Source organism: Candidatus Finniella inopinata (genome assembly GCF_004210305.1).
GTDB classification, from domain to species: Bacteria; Pseudomonadota; Alphaproteobacteria; order Paracaedibacterales; family CAIULA01; genus Finniella; species Finniella inopinata_A.
The window spans coordinates 36,078-59,742 of record NZ_SCFB01000004.1; the positions used below are offsets into that span (position 1 = coordinate 36,078).

The following is a 23,665-nucleotide window of genomic DNA, read 5'->3' on the forward strand; positions in this document are numbered from 1 at the left end:
AAAAAGTTGGGTTCAGACACAAAAAAAGGGACCGTTATTAATAACGGCCCATTTTATGAGTTTTTCTAAGATCAATTAAACCTAAGCCTGAATTTGTACGATGACGCTTTCAAGATCAGAATTGGTTCCAGTGGATGCTGGCACCAAACTGTCCAGCTTTCCGGCCCACAAAGGATTATCTCCAGCAGTATTACCTGAGGCGAAATCACTGAGCCAGAGTTCATACCTGTAAACAGATCCCACTGTAAATGCTGTGGAGGCTCCTACCCAGCACAAAGGCGTCGCACCGAGACTTTGAGGCGTGGAATTGTTTGTTGGATTCATGTCAGAGTCATTAACGTAACGATGATTTTCCCAGTGATTGGTCAATCTTACGTTAAATGTTGAACCTTCAAATCCGTTACCATCCGCACTTGCTAGTCCGCATTTTACCGTAAGCCCCTGACCAACGGACGTTAAAAACTTGTGACTCGCCTTTTTTGAGAAACGTGGCGTCACAAAGGTAACCACAACTTTTTTATCGGCAGCAGTCACAATATTAGCAAAAGGCGTTTGCTGAGATATCGTCAAGGAAGATAGGGGTATGGAGATTGCTGAAGAGGTTGAAGGTTCTTGTTGAATCACAGGGTTGCTAGGTGTCGAAGTTGTGAGACAGTTAACCACACTGCCACTTACTGAAGGAGAATGACGAAGAGCGCCATCGCCCGTCAAATCCGCCGTACTTGCATAGGTGGATGAAAGAAGGCCCAAGCTGACATAAAAACCAAGATAAGCATGTGAAAAACGCATTTTTTAACTACCTTTTGAAAAAATTTATATTTTAATTTTTGCAAAAAAAAGTTAATAAATTGTTAAAATAATGGGGTTTTTTTAACTAAATTCACCCCCCAACTATGACTTTTTCCCCAATGTGCGAATAAATACGGCTGATGGGACTGTCTGGATCAAGTGCTGTTATAGGGCGGCCTTCATCGCCACTTTCACGTAATGCCAAATCAATAGGTATCTCTCCTAAAAAAGGAACATTGAATTTTTCAGCATCGGCTTTTACAGCACCATGTCCAAAAATAGAACTTGCATGACCGCACCTAGGACAAGAAAACTGGCTCATATTCTCAATCAAACCCAAGATTGGAACGTTAACCCGTTGAAACATAGCCAAGCCTTTTCGGGCATCAATCAGAGCGACATCTTGGGATGTGGAAACAATAATGGCCCCGTTTAAATGGACTTGCTGCACCAAAGTTAAATGAGCATCGCCTGTACCAGGTGGCATATCAACAACCAATATATCCAACCCCTTATCATGGTGGAACCCCCAAGCAGCACCGTGAAGCAATTGTTTTAAGGCACTTTGCACCATGGGACCACGCCATATTGCTGGGGACTCTTCTGGCACCAGAAACCCTATGGACAGGCACGACACACCGTAAGCGACCAAAGGAATCAATTTTTTATCGTCGGTTAATTCTGGCTTTTGGTTGACCCCCATCATTCTTGGCAATGAAGGCCCGTAGATGTCAGCATCAAGAAGACCAACATTCAATCCCCTGTTCGCCATTGAAACAGCCAAATTTACGGCTGTAGTGGATTTTCCAACCCCCCCTTTTCCAGAAGCAATGGCCACAATGGCGTTAACGTTTAAAAGCTTCTGTTGTTTATTCATTTTTCTTGTCACTTTTCCTTGACTTCAATAATAGGCTATCTTACTAATTTAATGTGCTCCGCAGCGTGAGCAAGGAGAGACGTATTATTATCGTTGATCTCCGGGCATGCCTATCTGCGGATATTATATAATCTTTTTTAAAAATCTTAGAAAGAATTAAAATGCCCAAGATGAAAACAAAAAGCAGCGTCAAGAAACGCTTTCGTTTGACAGGTTCTGGTAAAGTGAAAATGGCCCAAGCCGGTAAACGCCATGGTATGCGCAAGCGGAGCAACAAAATGTTGCGCAATGCTCGTGGCACAACCATCATGCACCCAAGTGATGCAAAAAAAGTTAAAACCTATTATTTTCACGTCTAATTTTATAGAGGCTTACCATGTCACGTGTTAAACGCGGGGTTACGACCCATGCTCGTCACAAAAAAATCATCAAAATGGCCAAGGGTTACCGTGGTCGTTCCAAAAATTGTTTCCGTATTGCCGTACAACGTGTTGAAAAAGCATTGCAGTATGCTTACCGCGATCGCCGCAATAAAAAGCGCGATTTTCGCGGCTTGTGGATTCAGCGTATCAACGCCGCTGTTCGCGAATTGGGGTTAACCTATTCCGTTTTCATGAACGGCTTGATTAAAGCTGGGATTACCATCGACCGTAAAGCCATGGCTGAATTGGCGGTTAATGAACCTGCTTCTTTCAAGGTTTTGGTTGAACAGGTTAAAACCTCCATGGCTGCTGCCGCTTAAACGATTTTGTTCGCCATCCTGCCTATTTTAACGGTGGGGTGGTTTTTTTTGTGGGTTGTAAGATATGACCGAAACCCTTGACTTTCAAATTTTTACTCAAACCTGGAAAATAGCGCTTCAAGATTGTGCAGATGCACAATCCTTGGAAGATATTCGTCTGCAGCTGTTAGGTAAAACAGGACTTATAACCTTGCAGCTGAAAGAATTAGGGAAATTATCGCCCGACCTTCGCCGTGAACAAGGCGCCCTTTTAAATGCGGCACGGGATGAATTAACCCAATGTTTAGCAAATCGCAAGGTTGTTTTGGAACAACAAGGTTTGGCTGAACGGTTGAGATCCGAAACCCTGGATGTCACCTTACCGGCGCGCCCCCATAAGTCGGGAAAAATCCACCTTTTTACGAAAGTCATACAAGATATCCATACCTACTTTTGTGATCTGGGATTTCAAACCATAGAGGGGCCTGAGGTTGAGGATGAACATCATAATTTCGATGCGCTAAACTTTCAAAGCCATCATCCGGCTCGCCATGAGCACGACACATTTTATTTAAAAGACATGCCGGGTTGGTTGTTGCGTACCCATACATCAACCACGCAAATTCGCACCCTAAAGCTTCAACAGCCCCCGTTACGTATTATCAGCACAGGGCGAGTATATCGAAGTGATGATTTAGATGCGACCCATACACCGATGTTTCATCAGCTGGAAGGCTTGGTGTTGGAGCCAGGCATTCATATCGGCCATCTTAAGGGTTGTTTGACCGATTTTTGTCGCCATTTTTTTAATAATAAAGATCTGCAGGTGCGGTTTCGTCCCAGCTTTTTCCCCTTCACCGAGCCGTCTATGGAAGTGGATATTTTGTACACCAATACCAAGGGCGAGAAGAAGTGGTTGGAGGTGTTGGGTTCTGGCATGGTGCATCCCAACGTTTTGCGTCACTGTTCTATTGACGCCGAAGTTGTTCAGGGGTTTGCTTTTGGTATTGGGGTTGAGCGGTTGGTCATGTTGAAGTACGGCTTAACCGATATTCGTCAGCTTTATCATTCTGATCAACGTTGGCTGGACCATTATGGCCAGGGCTGTTGACATTAGGAAAGGTATATCATGAAATTCACACTTAGTTGGCTATCAGATCACCTGGAAACATCAGCATCAATGCTGGAAATTACCAACGCCCTTGTCGACCTAGGCTTAGAGGTTGAGGGCATTGAAAATCCCAGCGAAAAGCTTGCAGGCTTTGTGGTCGCAACGGTTGAAACCGCTGACCGCCATCCCGATGCTGATCGCCTCAGTTTATGCCAGGTGAATGATGGCCAAGGGGAGTTGATACAGGTTGTGTGCGGCGCAAAAAACGTTCGGGCCGGCATGAAGGTGGCCTTTGCACGTGTGGGTACCGTGATACCCGCTACAGGGCAGGCTTTGAAAGCCGGCGTCATTCGGGGTGTTGAAAGCCAGGGAATGTTGTGCTCTGCCGAAGAATTGCTTCTGGCTGAAGAAAGTAATGGCATCCTTGATTTGCAAACCGATTTGCCCCCCGGTTCAAGTTTGGCTGCAGCCTTAGGCTTAGACGATGTAGTCATAGAGGTCAGCGTGACCCCCAACCGGGCAGATTGTTTCTCTGTACGTGGTATTGCCCGTGACTTGGCTGCAGCGGACCTTGGTGTTTTGAAACCCTTAAAGAAATTTTCTTTTGCAAGTTCTAAAGATTGTCCCATCAAAGTAACGCTAACGGACCCTGCCTGCACTTATTTTAACGGCTGTTTAATTGAAGGGGTTACCAATGGTCCCAGCCCTGACTGGCTGCAAAAACGCCTAATATCCGTTGGCCAAAAACCTATATCAGCCCTTGTTGATATCACCAATTATCTTTGTTTCGATCTGGGACAACCTTTGCATGCGTTTGATGCGGATAAGATATCATCCGTTCTTTACGTGCAACCAGCCAAAGAGGGTGAAACCTTAGCAGCTTTGAATGATCAGACTTACACGTTGACAACGGGCATGACCACCGTTCGGGATGATAGGGGCATTCTAGCCTTAGCCGGGGTGATGGGTGGTGAAAGTTCAGCCTGTACGTCTACAACCACACGCGTTTTCCTCGAGGCGGCACACTTTGACGCTCTTCGAATTGCACAAACAGGCCAAGCGCTTAATTTACACACCGACGCAAGGGCGCGATTTGAAAGGGGTGTTGATCCTGAACAAATTATCAGATCATTGAATGCGGCAACACACATGATTTTGGATATTTGTGGGGGAGAAGCAAGTCAGCCTCTAAAAGTTGGCTGTCCACCAGAAAACGTCCACACCACTATACTAACCCAGAAAAAATTAACGTCACTGACAGGTGACCCTCATTTGACAATGAATCAGGCTGGAAAAAGTCTTGAACGGTTGGGTCTTACTATCCAAAGCGAAACTTTAGATACATTGACGATAAACACCCCAAGCTGGCGTCATGATTTGCAGATTGAGGTTGACCTAATTGAAGAAGTCTTGCGCCTCAACGGTTATCAGAATATTTCCGTCACCTCTTTGCCCATAAGGCCACCGTGCGAGAGAATTAAGCCCGTTGATAAAGTTCGTCAGGCTTTTTGTCAACAAGGTTTGGATGAAATTCTATCCTGGTCATTTACGGATCAGACGACGTCCAATTTTTTTGGTGAGGGCGTAGAACTTAGTGCTCCTTTGAACCAGGACATGGCTGTGTTAAGACCTAGCTTGTTAACGGGGCTTTTAAAAGCGATCTGTTACAATCAAGCGAAAAGCCAACATAACAGTACGTTTTTCGAGATTGCCCATCAGTTTCAAAAACAGAACGATAGGGTTCACGAAGAAAACGTGGCAGCAGGCGTTCGCGTTCAATCAACTGGCGATCGTCATTGGCTAACCCCCCCTCGTTTGGTGGATATTTTTGATGTGAAGGGTGATGTGCATGCTGTCCTGGATGCTTTGGGTATTCAAGGATACCAGGTGGACGCCAGCGGACCTGACTATTACCATCCCGGCCGTAAAGGGACTTTTAAACAAGGCGCTAAAATTTTGGCATATTTTGGTGAAGTGCACCCTACAATTTTAAAGGCTTTTGATTTGCAGGGTCCTGTGATGGGGTTTGAGATCTTTCTCGATCGATTACCTGCGTTGACGGCTCGGCCTCCAAAGCCCTTGACCCTTTCACCGTATCAGGCTGTCACCCGCGATTTCGCCTTTGTCGTTCCACAAAGTTTAAGCTCCGATGCCTTGATAAAGACAATTCAAAAAGCCGACAAAACGTTGATTCAAGGCATTCAACTGTTCGACCTATACCAAGGTGATAAAGTAGAAGCTGGCAAAAAATCATTGGGCGTTGAAGTTAAATTACAATCCCTGGAACGCACCCTCACCGAAGAGGATTTGATTGCGTTCACTCAAAACGTTACACAACTGGTTGAAAAGCACTGCGGTGGGGTTTTAAGGATGGCTGCTTGTTGAGCTTATAAATACCCAATTCAAATCATTTGGCGGGGGGCATGATAAATGGTCCCCCTTATAAAAAGAGAAAAAATTCCCTTCACTCTTTAGGCAGCAGGGCCCGATGCGTTGTCTTTATTAGCCGGATGATCAGGTACCATACCCCTTTTAGGCTTTGCGTCATCTTTTGAAAAAGGGACAGAATTCCCACTTTTCAAATCGGATGGGGCAGATGAAAAGCTTTTTGGCTCGTTCTTTTTATTTTCTTTACTCTTATTTTCCAGTTCTTCGTCAATCTTCAGCGAGAAATATTTTGGTTCACCATTACGCATAACAAGAAGTAAAATATTTTTGTGCTTTGTTCTTTTAGCGCTTTCGACAAAATCGCTAAAATCTTTCGGCTCATTCAGTTCTTGTCGCTTAGTTTCAATGTTTGCCTCGACGATAATATCTCCCCTCATCAAGCCTTCCTCAGCTGCAGAACTGTTGCTATCAACTTTGACAATAAACACACCCTTCAAAGGGCCACTTTGAGCATATCGTTGCTTGATTTCTTGGGGTATAGAACTTACTTTAATCCCTAAAGCTTCTGATATGGGTGCACTTTTTCCATCTGAATGCTTTTCTTCCCCATCAATCTTTCCTTTCTGTAAGGCATCTTCAAATTCACCAACGGTCACTTGTAATGGTATTTCTTTACCTTTACGCCATATCTTAATAGAACATGCCTTTCCAATCGGTGTTTCACCTACCAAACGCGACAAGCGGTTTGATTCGTTAATAACTTTTCCATCAAACTCTAAAATCACATCGCCACTTTGAATACCTGCTTTTTGAGCAGGGCCATCAGGGGTAACGCTGCCAACAATAGCTCCTTGCGATTTTAGGCCTAGGCTTTCAGCCATATTTTCAGTAAGGTTTTGAATTTTAACACCCAGCCACCCACGCTTTGTACGACCGAATTGCATGAGCTGTTCAATTGTTTTTTGCGCAATATCAGATGGTATTGCAAAACCAATTCCAACATTTCCACCACTTGGTGAAAAGATAGCGGAGTTGATTCCAATGACTTTACCATTGATGTCTAATAGACAACCACCAGAGTTTCCCATATTGATTTGGGCGCTGTGCTGCAGGAAAGAGTCAACATAACTATTGCGGCTAGGCGTCATGAGATCACGACTAATGTTCGAGATAATACCGTTAGTGACTGTACTGCCCAAACCAAAAGGGTTTCCAATGGCGAGGACCCATTCTCCAACCCTGACCGTGCGAGAATCGCCCCATTCTAATGTGGGGAGTTTACGTTTTCCTATCGGTAAGCTATCCGTTTTAACTTCCAATATAGCAATGTCTGTTCGCTCATCGTAGGCGTGAAGGGTCGCCTCTAACTCCGTCTTGTCGTTCAAGAAAATGCTGATTTTTTTTGCATCAGCAATTACGTGATAGTTAGTCACGATATAGGCTTTACCCTCATAAGAAATAATGATAAAACCAGATCCTAATGATTGCACCCGCCTTGATCGCTCAAAATCAAAGAAATCTCGAAACAATTCTTCTGGTATACCTGGGAATCCCTTGGGAAAGTCAAATCCACGGTCTTTCATTTCGATAATTTGTGTCGTCGCTACATTCACGACCGCCGGCAATGCCGCTTCAGCAATCGCTGTAAAACCCTTATTTATATCTTCTATGACTTTCTTTGAAGGTGAAGTTAACTCAGATGGGACTTTCTCGGAAGCCTCTGGGACTGACTCTTTTTCTGTCTTGGTCTCTTTTGTGGCTTCGACAGCAGTTTTGGCTGCTGGCTCAGGCTGTTTTTTTACCACAGCAGCTGTTGGTTTACTCGCCCAAGCACTCGCTGCAGCTGAACATAAACAAGCGGCAGCCAACACACATGAAGTTTTCATAAACAGGCTCACTAAATTAAGATTTTGCTTTGCAAAAAATTCTCTTCTCATATGTTAGGACTCCACTGGGTATTAATGTTTGGGTAAGCTGTTAAAGAAACTTAAAAGCTCATGGTCTGTCGACAAAATAAGATTTGTGTCTGCGCCAAAGGCTTCACGATAAATTTCCATTGTACGGTAAAAAGTATACAGCTCCTTGTTAGAACCAAAGGCTTCAATGGCGATTTTGATGGATTCGGCCTCGCCATCCCCCCTTAGCACTTGAGCTTGCTGTTCTGCCTGAGCCAAGGCAATGACAATTTCTTTGTCAGCTTCAGCGCGAATTCCTAAAGCCGCTTCCGCTCCTTTGGCTCGATTTTCCATAGCGAATCGTCCTAATTCAGCATTCATTCTAGCAAAAACGGCGTTTCTGTTTTCAACAGGTAATTCTGTTCTGATAATGCGGACATCCACGATTTCAAGACCAAGGGGCGTAGCCATCGCACGAACTTCTTGTTCAATTTGGCGCATAATGCCCGACCGATCAGCGCTTAACATGGTGCGCAACGGAACTTTACCAAGAACGTTTCTAACGGAGCTGCTGATCAACGCCTCAAGGCGCATCTGTGCGCCAATTTCAGAGGCAGGCTTAATGGTTCTGTAAAACAAAAGTGGGTCATGAATACGATACCGCGTATAGGTATCAACAACCAATCTTTTTTGATCACCCGTTGTGATGTGAATGGGCGGCAAGTCATAGTCTAGGACACGCTTATCGTAATAAGTGACCTCTTGAATCAAGGGGATTTTGAATTTCAAACCGGGGGTTGTGTGAACTTTTCTCCATTCACCAAACTGCAAGACAATAGCCTGGCTGGTTTGGTCAACAGTAAAAATACTGCCCGTAAGGATCACAAGGCAAAGGAGAAGACCCCCTAAAAGAAATAAGGGAAGGCGTGAGAGTGTCATAAAATTACCTTTTTCCTTTTTCCGTATTAACACTAGCTGATGACGTGACTTCATTGGCCTTTTCGTCAAGAACAGCGGCTTTTGGTCCCGACTCGATGGCCTTGTGTGGGTGCAAATTTATATAAGGAACCAAGCCAGTTCCTTTTCCGCCGGCAACGCCAGAACCAACAATTGTTTTATTGGCTCTGCTGAGCACTTTTTGCATAGTCTCAAGGTAATACCGCCGCATCGTAATTTCTGGATTTAGACGATACGCCGAAGCAATGGCATTAAAGCGCGAGACCTCACCCCTGGCTTGGGCAACGATTTGTTGTTGATACCCCTCAGCAGCCCTTAGGATTTCTGTGGCTCGCCCGCGGGCACGAGGCAGCTTGTCATTGCGGTAGGCTTCGGCCTCATTGCGCAAACGGTCAGCATCAACCAAAGATGCCTGCATATCGTTGAAGGCTTGGACAACTTGGATAGGCGGCTCAACCCTTTGTAACTGGACACTCACGATTTGTACGCCAGCCTTATAAATATCTAGAATTTTTTGCAATAAATCTTGCGACTTACTGCCGATTGTTTCGCGCCCTTCCGTTAAAGCTAGGCGGGCTGTCGTTTGACCCAAAACTTCACGAATAGAACTTTCAGCAGCAACCCTTATGGTGCCTTCTGGATCACGCATGGTGAACAAAAACTCGGAAATGTCTTTAATTTTCCAAAGAACCGTATAATTGGTGTGAACCATATTTTCATCACCGGTCAAAATCAGGTTTTGTTCTTGTGCATCGGTTGAACTGCGTCCAGTGTCTCCTTTTAAACCGCCATCAATTTTGTTAAGGACGGCGACGTTCCTGATCAATTCAACTTCTATCGGGCTTGGTAAACGATAGCGAAGCCCTGGTTGGCTAATGCGTGCGACCTCTCCAAAGCGAAGCACGACAGCAAGCTCACCCTCTTGGACACGATAAAAACCGGAGCTCAGCCAAAAACCAACCAACACCAAAAAGGCAACCACAATGAGTAGTATTCCACCCACACCCGCTTTTAGAGGAGGGATACCGCCTGATGTTGAATTTTTTTTCTTGTTCCATAAGTCCTGAATTTTTTCAAAAAAATCATCCACTGCGTTGTTGTTTTGCGATTGATTTTTCTGATTACGCCGATGCTCAAGCGAGCGGATATTTGTATCAGACTTGTTAACATCTTTTTTAGAAGAAGGTTTTTCTGATACGTCTTCATTGCTTGCCCAAGGATTTTGGGGAAGATCGTCGCCTGGCTTGTCTTGATCATCAAAGGTCATGTTTAACTTTGCAAGTTGAAGGGCTTTTTTCTGAAACTGAGACCACTATAGCGAATGTCTTATTGACACTCAATGGGGGTTGAAGAATAAACAGTTCTTACCTTTTCAAAAGGCATAAAGGATATTTTTTCACACTGCTTATTTTGTAAATTTTCATTTTAAATAAAACAGAATATTTTTTATCATGTTAAATCAATTATTTCATATGAAATTAATAATATAAAAAAACAAATAAATTAACCATTTCTTTACACTTTTTAAGTTATAATGCAAAGGTTTTTAACATAACAAAGGGTATAGAATTATGAAGAAAACTACTTTAACAGTGCTTGCATTGATAATAACCACCAATGGTCAAATATTCAGTGCGGATTATTACAAGGTCAATGGCACAGAGCATGCGCATAAAAGAACCCCTTCTCAAATACAACTTCCTATGATTCCATTGGAACAGTTTGTCACGTCTTTACCTGCAAAAAATGTCGCCTTTAAAGAACTCAATGAAAGACACAACATGCAGGTTTTATTGAAGAAAGTTTCCGCTGAGGATCTTTTCGCGTATGCACAAAAAACAACCGAAGCGCGAAGAAAAAGTATGCATTACATTGCAGAGCTTAGGAAAACCGAAGAAATTTATCATTTTTTAGCAGCTGCTAAAATAGAATTGAAACTTGAGGCTCCTAATATTAATGAGTTGACCACGAAATATAAATTCACCGTAAGCATGCTTATTGAAAATGCCGCCACCTATGGAATCACAGACTTTAGACGTCATTTTCCTCAAACTCCACCCCCTACAGCGGCTTCTAGCGCCACTATCACTCAAGGACTGATAGGGCCAAATTCATAGAAAAATTTAAATTTCGGCCATTCTTTATCGTTGACCTCAAAATCGAATATTATAAAAAAAATTAACAATTTATTAATAACATCAAGTGTAAAATTCGCCATTACAATTTACACTTGAGTTATTTATTATGATTAAGATTATTGTAACATTTTTATCTCTGGTCGTTATGCTCAAAAATGATGTCTGGAGCATGGATTCTTCTGAAACCAGCCATAAAGAGGCCCTTTTATCGCCAGCAGGCCCAGCACAACACCAACATTACGAAAATAAATACACACTTCTTGAGTTGGGAAGGTTTATAAACTCTTATCCACACAAAGAAAAGGTCTTTAGGGAACTTCAAAAAAATGACGTCATGAGATATGAATTGGGCAAAATTCCTGTCGAATATTTTCTTGAGCATGTTCATGACATCTCGACATTACGCTTTCCAAAGTCGGACTTCCTTGAGCAAATAAAAAAAACAGAGGGATCTTGCTGCCTTTTTCTAGCCATAGCCAAAATTGAACTGGGACTTGAAAACCCCAATTTTGAAAAGTTGGCCAAAAGATACCAACTAGATAAGGATGAAATCGTTTCAAATGCAGAAACCTTTGGCCTTAAAAGCTTTGACTATGATTTTCATACATTACCAGGGGCCGTCCTTTTAAGAGAATATGGCTTTCAAAAAAAGGAGCTTTTTAATCTGGCGAACAGGTTTGATATGCTGACTTTGCGCCCTCAGATTCTTCCTGTAATGACCAAAGATTGCGCCTGCCATAGGCGGGCGTAAATCCCGCCTAAATCTAACAACTCAGAGTGGTTGCCTTGTTCTTTAATGCGACCATCATCCAGCACATAGATGTAGTCCGCATCAACAACCGTCGATAATCGGTGGGCAACGATCAGCGTTGTCCGCCCCTTCATCAAGGTTTTTAAAGCATTTTGAACTTGGCGTTCAGAATCGGTATCAAGGGCCGAGGTAGCCTCGTCCAACAACAAGATGGGCGCATCTTTTAACATAGCCCGGGCAATGGCAATACGCTGGCGCTGGCCGCCAGACAATCTGACTCCATTTTCACCCACAAACGTATTGTACCTATCGGGCAACTTTTCAATAAACTCTGCAGCCGCTGCTGCTTTCGCCGCCTGATGAATATCATCTAAGGAAGCGTTCGGATTTCCATAAGCAATATTGTCCGCAATTGTTAAATCAAACAAAGCAATCTCCTGACTCACCAACGCAATCTGACGGCGCAGATCGCGCAACGTGACAGAGCGCACATCGTGACCATCAATTAAAATTTGCCCCGATGTGATATCATAGAACCTGGGTATCAGGTTGATAATCGTTGACTTCCCTGCCCCGCTTGCCCCCACAAAGGCAATTGTTTTACCTGGCTCCACGGTAAAACTTAACCCATCCAGGGCCTTTTTAAACGGCGTATAACCAAAGCAAACCTTGTCAAACACCACCCGACCTTTTGCCCGATCAAGGGGCTCAGGATTCAAAGGGTCCGTAATAGTGGACGGCGTATCAATAATATCAAAGACCCGCGCTGCTCCTGCCAAGCCTTCTTGCAGGTTTGAATTTAAATTGCTAAGGCGCTTTAAGGGCTCGTAAATCAGCAGCATGGCACCGATAAACGAAATGAACTCGCCGGTTGTGCGGTTGTGATGCATCACCTGCCAGCCGCCATAGGCGATCACCACAATAATCGCCAAGCCCCCCAGCGTTTCCACCACGGGATGCGATGCCGATCGGACTCTGGCCGTTTTATATATCAGCTTGAAAATTTTATCGATGGCCGTTGCCGCCCGGCCAGATTCAGTTTCTTCCATGCCATAGGCTTTCACAACCCGCATACCCTGAAAAAGCTGGGTCAACTGCATCGTAAATGACCCTAACTCTATTTGCGTTCGGTCGGTCACTTTACGCATTTTTCGGCCAATTTTGGCAATGGGGATCACAGCCGTTGGAAAAATGACAAAGGCCGCCAAAGCCAAGGAAAAATCACGATAAAACATAACCCCAATAAGAAAAATCAAGGTAAAAGAATCTTTGCCCAACCCAATAATCACATTCGCAATGGCGCTTCGCATAATGTTCACATCGTTGGTAAACCGCGACAGCAATTCCCCACTGGTGACCCGGTGGAAAAAGGCCAGGTCTGCCTGCATGAGGTGTGTGAAAACCCGTTTTTGAATATCTGAAATAATTTTTTGGCCAACATAGGTCATCACCACCGACTCGCCATACGACGCCACACCCTTCACAAAAAAGGATAAGAAAACAGCTCCACAGAAAATAAACAACAGACGATTATCGACAGCTGTAAAAACGCGATCAAAAACAGGTTGCAATAAGTACGGCAAAGCCGCCGTGGCTGCAGCCGCAATAATCATGAATAAACAAGCCAGGGCAAACAAAGAACGATAAGGTTTGACGTGTACCCTTAAAAGGCGCTTGGCCAATTGACGACCGGTTTGGGGGGAAGGCGAAAACGAATATGTCATAAAAAGCTTTAATCTGGAAGATTCATGGTTTGAATACGAGTATAAAGGCCCTGCCAATAGCTCAATAACTTTAGGGTTGCCTCGTAAATTTGATTCAAGTGATCCACCATCAATTTTGGGTTATCGGGATATTCGTGAGCGACAAAATTTCGAACCTTTCGAAGTTCAAGCCAAAACTCAACCGATTCAATAAGCTCTATCTTTTCCAGGTGTTCTAGCAGATCAATAAAGGATGATCCTTTGACAATTTCCTCCATGGCTTGGACCAAAAGTGGGAAGACTTTTGAACCTATCAGATCCTGCAATTTAGCAAACCGACCGGTCAGTATTTCAAGCTGGCCCAGGTCATTACTATTTAGGGTCAAGAACTTACTTTCACACAAGGGAAAGACTGGATTCAAATACTCAAGGGCTGTTTGCAGCCGTTGTTCATGGATTTTACAGACCTCAAGAACACTAAAAAGAACCGTTTTCGTTGTCATACCATGCGCACTCCTGTTTTTTTTGCGATTTGAAAAATCAATGTTTCAGGGGCGTCCTTATAGCGGATAACCACATCGATTTTACGGTCATCAAGCCGATAGAACAGTTCCTTTGAAAACTGCAATTCAAGCTGTACAACTTTTGAGACATCGAATTCAGTTTCAACATATAAATCAATATCCCCCCCTTTTGCCGACAAATTCACTTTTGATCCAAATAGCCACAGCTGATCATCGGGCGCAAAAACCTTTTTAAAAGCATCACATATTTTTTCATGTTCAGAACTTGACAATCGAGTTTTCGTCATAAGGTTTTCAAAAGCAACCATTTGCCAAAAAGCCAAGAATCAGGCAGGATGAGGCAAATTTAAAAAATTAAGGTTAAACGCATCAGTGGCAGCTTACCAATATATTTATGTAATGAAAAGCCTTTCCAAGTCTTACCCAGGGGGAAAGGACGTCATCAAAGATTTATGGTTATCCTTTTTCCCAGGCGCCAAAATTGGCATTATCGGGCCGAACGGATCTGGCAAAACCAGTCTTTTGAAAATTATGGCGGGGCTTGATAAAGACTATAATGGGGAAGCTTGGTCTGCCCAAGGCATCAAAGTTGGTTACTTGGCCCAGGAACCAGAACTTGACGAGACCCTTGATGTATTCGGTAACATCATGGCCGGATTGTCGCATATCAAGGAACTGATGGATAGGTTTGAGGCTGTCAACTTGCGCTTTTCCGAGCCCATGACAGATGATGAAATGAATGCCCTGATCACTGAACAAGGGGAGCTGCAGGAGAAAATCGATTCCCTGGATGCCTGGGACCTTGACCGCAAAATTGAAATTGCGATGGATGCGCTTCGGTGCCCCCCTGCTGATGCAAAAGTTACCGGGCTCTCTGGCGGGGAAAAACGTCGGGTCGCCTTGTGCCGCTTGTTAATGCAAAAGCCTGATATGTTATTGCTGGACGAGCCCACGAACCACTTGGATGCTGAATCAGTCGCCTGGTTAGAACGATATCTAAAGGATTACTCTGGTACCGTTGTTTTAATCACCCATGATCGTTATTTCTTGGATAACGTGGTGGGGTGGATTTTAGAATTGGATCGCGGACAAGGTATCCCCTATGAAGGCAATTATTCCAATTGGTTAGAACAAAAACAAAAACGCCTGCTGCAAGAGCAAAAGCAAGAAAGTTCAAAGCAAAAGCAATTGGCCAGAGAATTAGAATGGATCCGCCAATCGCCGAAAGCCCGCCAAAGTAAAAGCAAAGCCCGTGTCCAAGCCTATGAAGATTTGTTAAATGAAACTTACGACCAAGGTTCAGGTGATGGAGCCATTCATATTCCCGCCGGCCAACGGTTGGGCGATAAGGTCATCGAGGCACACCACTTGACCAAAGGGTTTGGGGACCGTTTGTTAATTGATGATCTTAATTTCCGACTGCCGCGCGGCGGAATTGTTGGGGTTATTGGGCCCAACGGAGCGGGTAAGACCACCCTTTTCCGTATGCTAACAGGCCAAGAACATCCCGATTCTGGAACCTTAGAAATTGGGGATACCGTCGTTTTGGGATATGTCGACCAATCGCGTGACACTCTGGATGCCAATAAAACCGTGTGGCAAGAAATTTCCAATGGCCTAGACGACGTGCAATTGGGCAAGCGAAGCATGCCTAGCCGCGCCTATTGCGGATTGTTCAACTTTAAGGGGGCCGACCAACAAAAGAAGGTTGGCCAGCTGTCGGGTGGTGAGCGAAACCGCGTTCATCTGGCAAAGATTTTAAAGTCAGGCGCCAATGTCTTGATGCTGGACGAACCGACCAACGACTTGGACGTAGAGACGCTGCGATCTTTGGAAGAAGGCCTGCTTAACTTTGCCGGCTGTGCCATTGTCATCAGCCATGATCGATGGTTCCTGGACCGCATTGCCACGCATATATTGGCCTTTGAAGGCGACAGTCAAGTCGTTTGGTTCGAGGGGAATTATCAGTCGTACGAGGAAGACCGCCACCGCCGCCTGGGGGTCAGTGCGGACCAACCCCATCGGATAAAGTATAAGCCCCTGGAACGTTGAGTTTAGAAGCCATTTGAGCCCACTATTGGTTCCCCTTCAAAATAAAAGGTCCCCCGTCATCGCGAGCCCCGTAAGGGGCGTGCCAATTGGATGAAAAGTCCATGTATTTTCCTGGATTGCCGTGTCGCTTAGCGCTCCTCGCAATGACCAGTTTTCGGTTATGGTTACCAAGCGAAACCCTTCACAAACGATATAAACAAAATTTCATGATGCGTTCGATGATATGGTTCGTATGCTGTATTCTCCTGGAACCTGATTCCTGGAACCTAGTACCTTGGAAACAATTGAAAAATTGTTTCCCCATAAAGCGCAGCCGGCAAACCCGAGTATAACTGCACAACTCTGCGGTTGTCTTATCACCCTTGATGGCTGCAATCGCAACTTTAAATTTAAACTCTGCACAATCGGCTTTTTTCTGCATGTTGTTAGCCATAAAATTCATCCTTTCTTATGATATTTGGGATGAATCGCTCGTCATACAACTGCTCTTGTTTACGAGATTTTATTTTCCTATATTAATTAAATATTAATAAATTAAACCATATAATTCCAGATAGTGTATTATTATTAAGGATTTTTCCATGTTAAAATCAAATATTACTTGGGTATTTAAATTCATAACAGCTATATGTTTGAGCCTTAAATTAATAGGCTATGCTAGCGCGTCCCAAACAGCACTACCTACTTCATTGGAAGCAATTGTTAGTGATCGAACCAGCAGACATTGCTCAATTTTTAAGGAACAAAACGCTACACTACTTAGACAAGGACTAGAGTTAATTGAAGGAAAAACCATACAACTTCAGGGGGTAGCTCTTTTTGCAGGAGCTTGTTTGACTAGGGCGTGTCATCAATTAAGCCAAATAGCCGCAGCAACCAAATGTATGGCTCCCAGGAAGTTTCGAGCTGTTTTATCATATCGAGTGGCTATGGCTCTGTATTGTTTAAGTTTGTCGAAGAAGTTTTCGATGAGGTGCCGGGCCTTGTAGAGGTCTTTATCATACGAACAAGGGTTGATCCTATTCTTTTTTGGGGGAATGACCGCCTCACATCCTTTCTCTTCAAGTTTTTTTCTCATACGTTCGTCTGCGTCATAAGCCTTGTCAGCTAAGACGGCACCAGCTTGCGTAAGGTTATCTATTAAGGCATCGGCACCTTCTAAATCGTGATCTTGTCCGGCTGTTAAATAAAACCCTGTTGGATTTCCCAACGCATCACAGGTGGCATGAATTTTGGTGCTTAATCCTCCTTTGCTTCGTCCAATCGCTTGGTCAGCTGAGAATTCTTTTTTTTAGCACCAGCACTGTGCTGATGAGCACGCACTATACTTGAATCAATCATAGCGTATTCATTGTCAGCATCTTGGCTTAATAGCTCAAAAATTTTCTTCCACACACCTGATTGGCTCCACCTCGAATGGCGTAGATGAATAACTCTAAAATCCCCAAAACGTTCCGGTAAATCACGCCACGGAATTCCAGCTCGATATCGATATAGAACGGCTTCTATAAATAGGCGATTGTCTTTTGCTGTTGCACCAACATATCCTTCCCTTCCAGGTAGCATACCCTTAATGCGATCCCATTGATCATCCCGTAATGCGTAGCGTCTCACCGAAAAAAACCTCGTAAAATTTTTCTCAATTAAAACAGAAATCTATGACTTATTCAATTGATGACACGCCCTAGCAAAGCCATAGAAAAATATCTTCATAGCACTTATTCACATATAGGAATAATATTAAAAAGGCTGGAAGATAACCAATTACTATGCTTTGAGTCAACAGGCAGTACCAGTCAAGTGTTAAGTGGAATTTTCCCCCAAGTTCAAATTAATCCTTTGGCCACATCTCTAATGCAACAAAGCCTCTCAAAAGCAGTTACGAGAGATTTTATTTTTGATAAACAACCGACTTCAGACGACGTACAAAAATTTGTTCAAAAATATCTTGGTATCAATTATGAAGAAAATATTGTCTCGATCTTAAAATCGAAAAGCCGCAGCAATAAGACCGGGGACGATTCAAGTCTATTTTGCAGTGAACTTGTCGCATTAATGCTTCAACAGCTTGGTTATTTGTCTACTGAATTACCAGCTGATAATTATACGCCTAGAGACTTCTCGGAAATATCAGAAAATGTGAAATTAATAGGTGCAACTTTGGGTAAAGAAGTTTTAATTTTCAAACCTGATGGTCGTCAATGCTTTTGTCAGATTCTTTAACTGCAAACTTTAGAGATTTGGGATATGATTTGGGCTTGGTGTATAGATTCAACCATTTTGAGACTTAGGCACCATCCCTTGTAATCAGGGTAGACACCTAAAGTTACCCCTTTATAGGTTGGGCCCTTCTAAGAACCGTGCAGTCGAGTTTCCCCACATACGGCTCAAGCCCTCAATAAGGCTGAATTGTTCTCAACTCAGTAAAGTGACTAAGATTGCTGATGGTTTTGCGACGCTTTTTCTCTTGTTCCCCCTGTTCAAAATATCCTTTGTACAGGGGGTCAAAAGGTGTGGCCGCGCTTTTTTTATCTTACACCATCTCGTCAAACGTGAATTTAACGCGAGGATCAGCTATTAAGGTAGTTGTGCCAGACGCTTTTGATCGTGGCTTTGAAGGCTTAATCAAGAGTTTTCCATTCTTATACTTTCGTACGTTGAATCCAAGAAAATCAAATCCTTCCTCAATGTGACCTTGCTCTGATTTTTACCACTTTAGAAAGGTGATATGGCCACTTCGACGCGCCTCACCTTAGCTGAAACAGGGTAACTGGTCTCAAAAGGCAGCCACGTCGAACCCCCTATTTGGGCGCTGTCGGGTTTGAAGACCCATTCAAAGTAAAGACAATCACCCTGGGCACTGATGACACCGGAAGTTGTTTCCTGACAATCCGTCCAAACACTCACCCTTATAATCGGTGTCAATCTTGACGTTGCGGCGGCATTAACAATTTGGCCCTTTACGGTTAAAATCTGACTATCATCCCCTTCCGAATCTGATGCCTTTAGGGTATAGGATACGTTGTTCAAATGAAGAGGTTTTGGGCTGGGCAAGATAGGTTTTCCTATCGTTTGATACCAAAACAGCATCAGGGGTTTTTGATACAAGTACCCTACCCCCCCTAAACTGATTAGCACAATCAAGAGGCTGGCAACGCCGAAGACCCAAGACCTATTGCTAGCCTTAGCTGATTTGATGAAGGGGGTTCTATCCTGGCTGGGAACACCCAGACTAGAAAGTTCTGAATCATCCATTTCCATGATTGTTGGAAAGCTTGGCAGACTCTGCTCATACGATTGCCACAACTGATGGTCGCAAAAACCGCAAGACAGCCACCACCCTAAATCCGATTGGGATGAGGTTGGATTTTTAAAGCCAGCAACAGCATCAGGCGGCAAAAAATACGTTTGAGAACAGCCAGGACAATGAACAATCACTATACAATCACCCCAATAACATCCACAACAGCAACGCCAACAAGGGGCCTGCTAACAGGCTAATTCTTAAGAACCGCTTGAGCAATAAAATTTTAGGAATTTTATTTCTGTTAGCAGCCTTCTTCATGACGCTTTGTGCGTTATAGTACGTTTTCATTCCATAGTTTTTGAAAGACTGGGTCATTGAGAGGCTGTTGTACGGTTATGAACAGACACAAAGGCCCGTTCAGGATGACCCTGATACAGTTGCCGAGGGCGCCCAATTTTTTGAGTCGGCTCAGCAATCATTTCTTGCCACTGAGCTACCCATCCAACGCTGCGAGCGAGAGCAAACAAGACCGTAAACATAGACGTCGGAACACCCATCGCCCGGAAAATAATTCCAGAGTAGAAATCCACATTCGGATACAACTTTTTCTCTATAAAATACTCATCCTGTAAAGCAATACGCTCAAGTTCCAAAGCTAGATCTAAAAGAGGATCATTTTTAATTCTAAGCTCTGACAAAACCTCGTGGCAGCTTTCCCGAAGAACCGTGGCACGGGGATCATAATTTTTATATACCCGGTGCCCAAAGCCCATTAAACGAAAGGAATCATTTTTGTCCTTGGCACGATTAATAAATTCAGGAATGCGTTTCAGATCCCCAATTTCTTGCAGCATATTTATGACCGCCTCGTTCGCCCCTCCATGGGCTGGCCCCCACAAAGCAGCAATACCTGAGGCAATGCATGCAAACGGATTCGCCCCACTGGATCCAGCCAGTCGCACTGTGGATGTCGACGCATTCTGTTCATGATCGGCATGCAAAATCAAAATACGATCCATGGCCTTTACCAAGACAGGATTAATCTCATACTCTTCAGAAGGTAAACCAAACATCATCCGCAAAAAATTACCCGCATAACAAAGGTCATTCCTTGGGTATAAAAACGGTTGGCCGATCGAATATTTATAGGCCATGGCAGCCATGGTTGGCATTTTAGCAATTAGCCGAAAAGACGCCAGTTCCCTTTGTTTAGGGTCGTGGATATCCAAGCTATCATGATAAAAGGCTGACAAGGCACCCACGACACCAACCATAATAGCCATAGGATGGGCGTCCCGCCGGAACCCCTGATAAAAGCCGCTCATCTGTTCATGAAGCAGGGAATGGAGATTGATATCTTTAATAAAAATTTGTTTTTGAGCGACGTTGGGTAAATCGCCATACAACAACAGATAAGCAACTTCTAAAAAATCGCAATTTTCAGCCAACGATGCTATGGAATATCCTCGATAGAGCAATCGTCCTTCGTCACCATCAATGAAGGTGATAGCCGAAGTACAGCTGGCCGTAGACATAAAGCCCGGGTCATAGGTAAACAGACCCGTTTCTTTGTATAGTGCTGAAATATCAACCGCGTCAGGACCTTCGGTGCCTGATAGTACAGGCAGCTCAAAGACTTTTCCCTGAAAGGTAAACTGTGCTTTTTTTAATTGAGAGCCCACTTACTAACCTTTTTTGAAAACCTACGCAGTTGCCTTTGCATCATGTTTATTGTCGCCGGACTGTGAGAATAAAAACTTACTAATCAGTCCTTCAAAGCTGATTGATGATTGCGTGTGGGTTATCTCCTCACCTGACGTTAGGAATTGCTCGCTACCGCCGGGGACTAAAGCCACATATTTTCCACCCAACAGACTTTCACTCGCAATTTCCGCAGATGAATCTTTCGGCAGCTGAAGATGCTGTGACAGGTTCAATGTAATCCGAGCTTGGTAAGTTTTGGGGTCGATCTCAAGATGGTGGACAACACCGATTTTAACGCCGCTCATTTTTACATCACTACCGACATTGATACCGTCAATTCGTTCAAAACGGGCATACACCATATAGCCATCGGCGATATTTTTCTGGCTCGCAGAATATACAAATACAAAAAAGAAACCGGCCGCAGCCAAAACGACTGCGCCAATAAAGGCTTCAACAAAATTATGCCGCATTAACTAAAATTCCTAAGGTATTAATTAGAAAAACAAAAATTCTCAACATAGCATTATACACCCCTAATCTTTCAGAAAAAAAGCGGAAATTTCCTCCCATAGTGTTTTAGCTTTTCGTTCAGCAATGGCATAGTGTGTCGCATTACCAAAAGTAATCATTTTTTTATTCGAAGTGCCCAAATGACGAAGCAGATTTTCCATATCTAAGGGATGTGAAGACGTGTCATAAGCGCCCCTTAAAATCAATGTTGAACATTTGACCAAAGAAGCATCATACAAAGGGCGTTGGTTGTAGATTTCTAACACGTCTAGGCTGACCCCAGTGGGAATTCTGAAACATGGCGAGGTAGATTGCTGTTCGGCCCATATTTTGTCGCCCGCAAACATATCGTTGACGATAAGCTCAACAGCTGGGGAATTCCGCCAAGTTGATTTATCAGAACCTGGGATTTCTGCATCCCATGCCGCCGTTATCATGTTTTTTGTGACAACCCGATAACTTCCCATACCTGGGTTTAACTGATTTGGGTTTTCAGGGTTCAATATAGCCGCCCATGACGGGTTAGGATAAGAATAAACAGCCCCTAACAAAACAAGTTTATCAACCAAGTCGGGATGTTTTGTCGCCAAAGAACCCGCAACAACGGACCCCCACGATAATCCGCAAATATGAAAACTTTCCGTCCCCTTGCGAGTTTGCAGATACTTTAACACATCAAGAACATCTTGACGGGCGTCGTCATACCGCATAATAGGCCGCAAGGGAAACGGGCTAGCATCCATTTCCTCAGGTTTGCTCGATTCACCATACCCACGATAACTTATAGCAAAAGCCGCAAAACCTTTCTGAGCCAAGTATTCCAAAAAAGTCGGCTGGCCTTCATCAACGCAAACATCAAAAATAATATTATGCATGACCGCCCCATGCAGGCAAATCACGCTGGGCGTCGTGGGGGATGCGTTCTCGGGTATCACGCAGCGCACGTGAATATAGCCACCTTTTTGAAGCGAAGAGGGAACATAAAATTCAGATTGAATCATAAAAAATCTTTCTACTTGTTTCATCCACATACAAAAAAAGCACCCTGACTTTCATCAGGGTGCCTTCAAAACTTAATAATGAGTGTTGTCTTCTTATTTCACGATTTGAGAGACGACGCCCGCACCAACAGTACGACCACCTTCACGAATGGCAAAGCGTAAGCCTTCATCCATCGCAATCGGGGCAATCAATTCAACAGTCATCGCAATGTTATCACCAGGCATTACCATTTCAACACCTTCTGGCAAATATACCATGCCCGTTACATCCGTTGTCCTGAAGTAAAACTGCGGACGATAGTTCGTAAAGAATGGTGTATGACGACCACCCTCTTCTTTTGTCAAAATATATGCCTCGGCCTTAAAGTTCGTGTGCGGCGTGATCGATCCAGGCGCTGCCAAAACTTGACCCCGTTCCACATCTTCACGTTTCGTACCGCGTAACAAAGCACCAATGTTGTCTCCAGCTTCACCCTGATCCAACAGTTTACGGAACATCTCAACGCCAGTCACAACCGTCTTCACTGTCGGCTTCATGCCAACAATCTCAGCTTCTTCACCAACCTTAATCACGCCCCGTTCAACACGACCTGTCACAACAGTCCCACGACCAGAAATCGAAAAAACATCTTCAATCGGCATCAAGAATGGACGATCCTTCGCCCGTTCTGGCTGCGGAATAAATGAATCCACTGCTTCCATCAATTTCAATATCGCTTCACGACCCATCTCGGGATTCCGATCTTCCAAAGCACACAACGCTGATCCACGAATCACAGGAATGTCGTCACCAGGGAACCCATAGCTTGTCAATAGTTCACGAATTTCAAGCTCAACCAAGTCGGCTAATTCTGCATCATCAACCATGTCGATCTTGTTCATAAATACGACCAAAGCCGGAACACCAACCTGACGCGCTAACAAAATATGTTCACGTGTCTGAGGCATCGGACCATCAGCAGCGCTTACAACCAAAATCCCGCCGTCCATCTGAGCCGCACCAGTGATCATGTTCTTTACATAGTCAGCATGTCCAGGACAGTCAACGTGAGCATAGTGACGGTTCGCCGTCTCATATTCCACGTGAGCGGTGGAAATCGTAATACCTCGAGCCCGCTCTTCTGGAGCCTTATCGATCTGGTCGTATGCCGTAAAAGTGGCCCCACCAGTCTCTGCCAATATCTTTGTAATTGCTGCTGTCAAACTCGTCTTACCGTGGTCAACGTGCCCAACCGTCCCTATGTTGCAATGCGGCTTTGTCCGCTCAAACTTTGCCTTCGCCATATCTAATCGT

Annotated in this window: 24 protein-coding genes; 8 read left to right on the forward strand and 16 right to left on the reverse strand. The window is 44.1% G+C overall.

Going from position 1 to position 23,665, the window contains the following annotated elements:
• Positions 1-81: 81 nt before the first annotated feature.
• Together EQU50_RS02050 and EQU50_RS02055 are read right to left on the reverse strand one after the other, a co-directional pair.
• On the reverse strand, positions 82-789 hold the full coding sequence (locus tag EQU50_RS02050) for a hypothetical protein (RefSeq protein ID WP_130153504.1): 708 nt from the start codon (positions 787-789) through the stop codon (positions 82-84).
• Between the two features lie 91 nt (positions 790-880).
• Positions 881-1,666, reverse strand: a complete 786-nt coding sequence (locus EQU50_RS02055) for an Mrp/NBP35 family ATP-binding protein (protein ID WP_130153505.1) — start codon at positions 1,664-1,666, stop codon at positions 881-883.
• A 161-nt stretch (positions 1,667-1,827) separates the two neighbouring features.
• Here EQU50_RS02055 and rpmI point away from each other — a divergent pair, with 161 nt between their 5' ends.
• The 4 genes from rpmI to pheT all read left to right on the forward strand — a co-directional run bounded on the left by rpmI (position 1,828) and on the right by pheT (position 5,883).
• Entirely contained in the window at positions 1,828-2,025 is a 198-nt protein-coding gene (gene rpmI, locus EQU50_RS02060; protein ID WP_130153506.1) for a 50S ribosomal protein L35, read from the forward strand.
• Positions 2,026-2,042: 17 nt separating this feature from the next.
• Positions 2,043-2,408: a 50S ribosomal protein L20 gene (gene rplT / locus EQU50_RS02065; protein WP_130153507.1), complete on the forward strand. Its 366-nt coding sequence runs from the start codon at positions 2,043-2,045 to the stop codon at positions 2,406-2,408.
• A 64-nt stretch (positions 2,409-2,472) separates the two neighbouring features.
• A complete protein-coding gene (locus EQU50_RS02070; protein WP_130153508.1) occupies positions 2,473-3,498 on the forward strand; it encodes a phenylalanine--tRNA ligase subunit alpha in 1,026 nt (341 codons plus the stop codon).
• A gap of 18 nt (positions 3,499-3,516) precedes the next feature.
• Positions 3,517-5,883: a phenylalanine--tRNA ligase subunit beta gene (pheT, locus tag EQU50_RS02075; protein WP_130153509.1), complete on the forward strand. Its 2,367-nt coding sequence runs from the start codon at positions 3,517-3,519 to the stop codon at positions 5,881-5,883.
• An 86-nt stretch (positions 5,884-5,969) separates the two neighbouring features.
• On the opposite strand, the gene EQU50_RS02080 is transcribed toward pheT, so the two are convergent.
• The 3 genes from EQU50_RS02080 to hflK are packed head-to-tail and all read right to left on the reverse strand — an operon-like array spanning position 5,970 to position 10,005.
• Complete coding sequence (locus EQU50_RS02080; protein ID WP_130153510.1) at positions 5,970-7,823, reverse strand: Do family serine endopeptidase; 1,854 nt, start codon at positions 7,821-7,823, stop codon at positions 5,970-5,972.
• A 21-nt stretch (positions 7,824-7,844) separates the two neighbouring features.
• Positions 7,845-8,720, reverse strand: coding sequence for a protease modulator HflC (gene hflC, locus EQU50_RS02085; protein WP_165380299.1), 876 nt, complete (start codon positions 8,718-8,720; stop codon positions 7,845-7,847).
• A gap of 4 nt (positions 8,721-8,724) precedes the next feature.
• Positions 8,725-10,005, reverse strand: coding sequence for an FtsH protease activity modulator HflK (gene hflK / locus EQU50_RS02090; protein WP_130153512.1), 1,281 nt, complete (start codon positions 10,003-10,005; stop codon positions 8,725-8,727).
• 304 nt (positions 10,006-10,309) lie between these two features.
• Here hflK and EQU50_RS02095 point away from each other — a divergent pair, with 304 nt between their 5' ends.
• On the forward strand, positions 10,310-10,855 hold the full coding sequence (locus tag EQU50_RS02095; RefSeq protein ID WP_130153513.1) for a hypothetical protein: 546 nt from the start codon (positions 10,310-10,312) through the stop codon (positions 10,853-10,855).
• Positions 10,856-10,982: 127 nt separating this feature from the next.
• Positions 10,983-11,627 carry a hypothetical protein gene (locus EQU50_RS02100; protein WP_130153514.1) on the forward strand — a complete coding sequence of 215 codons (645 nt, stop codon included), beginning with the start codon at positions 10,983-10,985 and terminating at the stop codon, positions 11,625-11,627.
• Here EQU50_RS02100 and EQU50_RS02105 read toward each other — a convergent pair.
• Genes EQU50_RS02105 through EQU50_RS02115 form a run of 3 tightly spaced genes read right to left on the reverse strand, consistent with a single transcriptional unit; the run spans position 11,576 to position 14,141 of the window.
• Positions 11,576-13,351: an ABC transporter ATP-binding protein gene (locus tag EQU50_RS02105; protein WP_130153515.1), complete on the reverse strand. Its 1,776-nt coding sequence runs from the start codon at positions 13,349-13,351 to the stop codon at positions 11,576-11,578. The two genes, EQU50_RS02100 and EQU50_RS02105, sit on opposite strands and share 52 nt — an antisense overlap.
• A gap of 8 nt (positions 13,352-13,359) precedes the next feature.
• Positions 13,360-13,833, reverse strand: a complete 474-nt coding sequence (locus EQU50_RS02110; RefSeq protein WP_130153516.1) for a hypothetical protein — start codon at positions 13,831-13,833, stop codon at positions 13,360-13,362.
• Positions 13,830-14,141: a nucleotidyltransferase domain-containing protein gene (locus EQU50_RS02115; protein WP_130153517.1), complete on the reverse strand. Its 312-nt coding sequence runs from the start codon at positions 14,139-14,141 to the stop codon at positions 13,830-13,832. The genes EQU50_RS02110 and EQU50_RS02115 overlap by 4 nt, the downstream gene beginning before the upstream one ends.
• Positions 14,142-14,226: 85 nt before the next feature.
• Here EQU50_RS02115 and ettA point away from each other — a divergent pair, with 85 nt between their 5' ends.
• Positions 14,227-15,906, forward strand: coding sequence for an energy-dependent translational throttle protein EttA (gene ettA / locus EQU50_RS02120; RefSeq protein WP_130153518.1), 1,680 nt, complete (start codon positions 14,227-14,229; stop codon positions 15,904-15,906).
• 181 nt (positions 15,907-16,087) lie between these two features.
• On the opposite strand, the gene EQU50_RS02125 is transcribed toward ettA, so the two are convergent.
• Complete coding sequence (locus tag EQU50_RS02125) at positions 16,088-16,339, reverse strand: hypothetical protein (RefSeq protein WP_130153519.1); 252 nt, start codon at positions 16,337-16,339, stop codon at positions 16,088-16,090.
• Between the two features lie 417 nt (positions 16,340-16,756).
• A protein-coding gene (locus tag EQU50_RS02130; RefSeq protein WP_130153426.1) for an IS5 family transposase occupies positions 16,757-17,520 on the reverse strand; the annotation gives its coding sequence in 2 pieces (ribosomal slippage) (positions 16,757-17,185 and positions 17,188-17,520; 762 coding nt in all).
• Between the two features lie 57 nt (positions 17,521-17,577).
• Here EQU50_RS02130 and EQU50_RS02135 point away from each other — a divergent pair.
• Positions 17,578-18,129 (forward strand): hypothetical protein, encoded by a 552-nt coding sequence (locus EQU50_RS02135; RefSeq protein WP_130153520.1) that lies wholly within the window; start codon positions 17,578-17,580, stop codon positions 18,127-18,129.
• A gap of 492 nt (positions 18,130-18,621) precedes the next feature.
• On the opposite strand, the gene EQU50_RS02140 is transcribed toward EQU50_RS02135, so the two are convergent.
• The 6 genes from EQU50_RS02140 to tuf all read right to left on the reverse strand — a co-directional run bounded on the left by EQU50_RS02140 (position 18,622) and on the right by tuf (position 23,655).
• Entirely contained in the window at positions 18,622-19,344 is a 723-nt protein-coding gene (locus EQU50_RS02140; RefSeq protein ID WP_130153521.1) for a hypothetical protein, read from the reverse strand.
• A 7-nt stretch (positions 19,345-19,351) separates the two neighbouring features.
• The gene (locus EQU50_RS08330; protein WP_165380300.1) at positions 19,352-19,528 is read right to left on the reverse strand and encodes a hypothetical protein; all 177 of its coding nucleotides are present in this window, start codon (positions 19,526-19,528) and stop codon (positions 19,352-19,354) included.
• On the reverse strand, positions 19,525-20,835 hold the full coding sequence (locus EQU50_RS02145) for a citrate synthase (RefSeq protein ID WP_130153522.1): 1,311 nt from the start codon (positions 20,833-20,835) through the stop codon (positions 19,525-19,527). The genes EQU50_RS08330 and EQU50_RS02145 overlap by 4 nt, the downstream gene beginning before the upstream one ends.
• Before the next feature lie 21 nt (positions 20,836-20,856).
• Positions 20,857-21,330, reverse strand: a complete 474-nt coding sequence (gene mlaD / locus EQU50_RS02150) for an outer membrane lipid asymmetry maintenance protein MlaD (RefSeq protein WP_130153523.1) — start codon at positions 21,328-21,330, stop codon at positions 20,857-20,859.
• 63 nt (positions 21,331-21,393) lie between these two features.
• Positions 21,394-22,371 carry an alpha/beta hydrolase gene (locus EQU50_RS02155; RefSeq protein WP_165380301.1) on the reverse strand — a complete coding sequence of 326 codons (978 nt, stop codon included), beginning with the start codon at positions 22,369-22,371 and terminating at the stop codon, positions 21,394-21,396.
• Between the two features lie 93 nt (positions 22,372-22,464).
• Entirely contained in the window at positions 22,465-23,655 is a 1,191-nt protein-coding gene (tuf, locus tag EQU50_RS02160) for an elongation factor Tu (RefSeq protein ID WP_130153525.1), read from the reverse strand.
• Positions 23,656-23,665 lie beyond the last annotated feature (10 nt).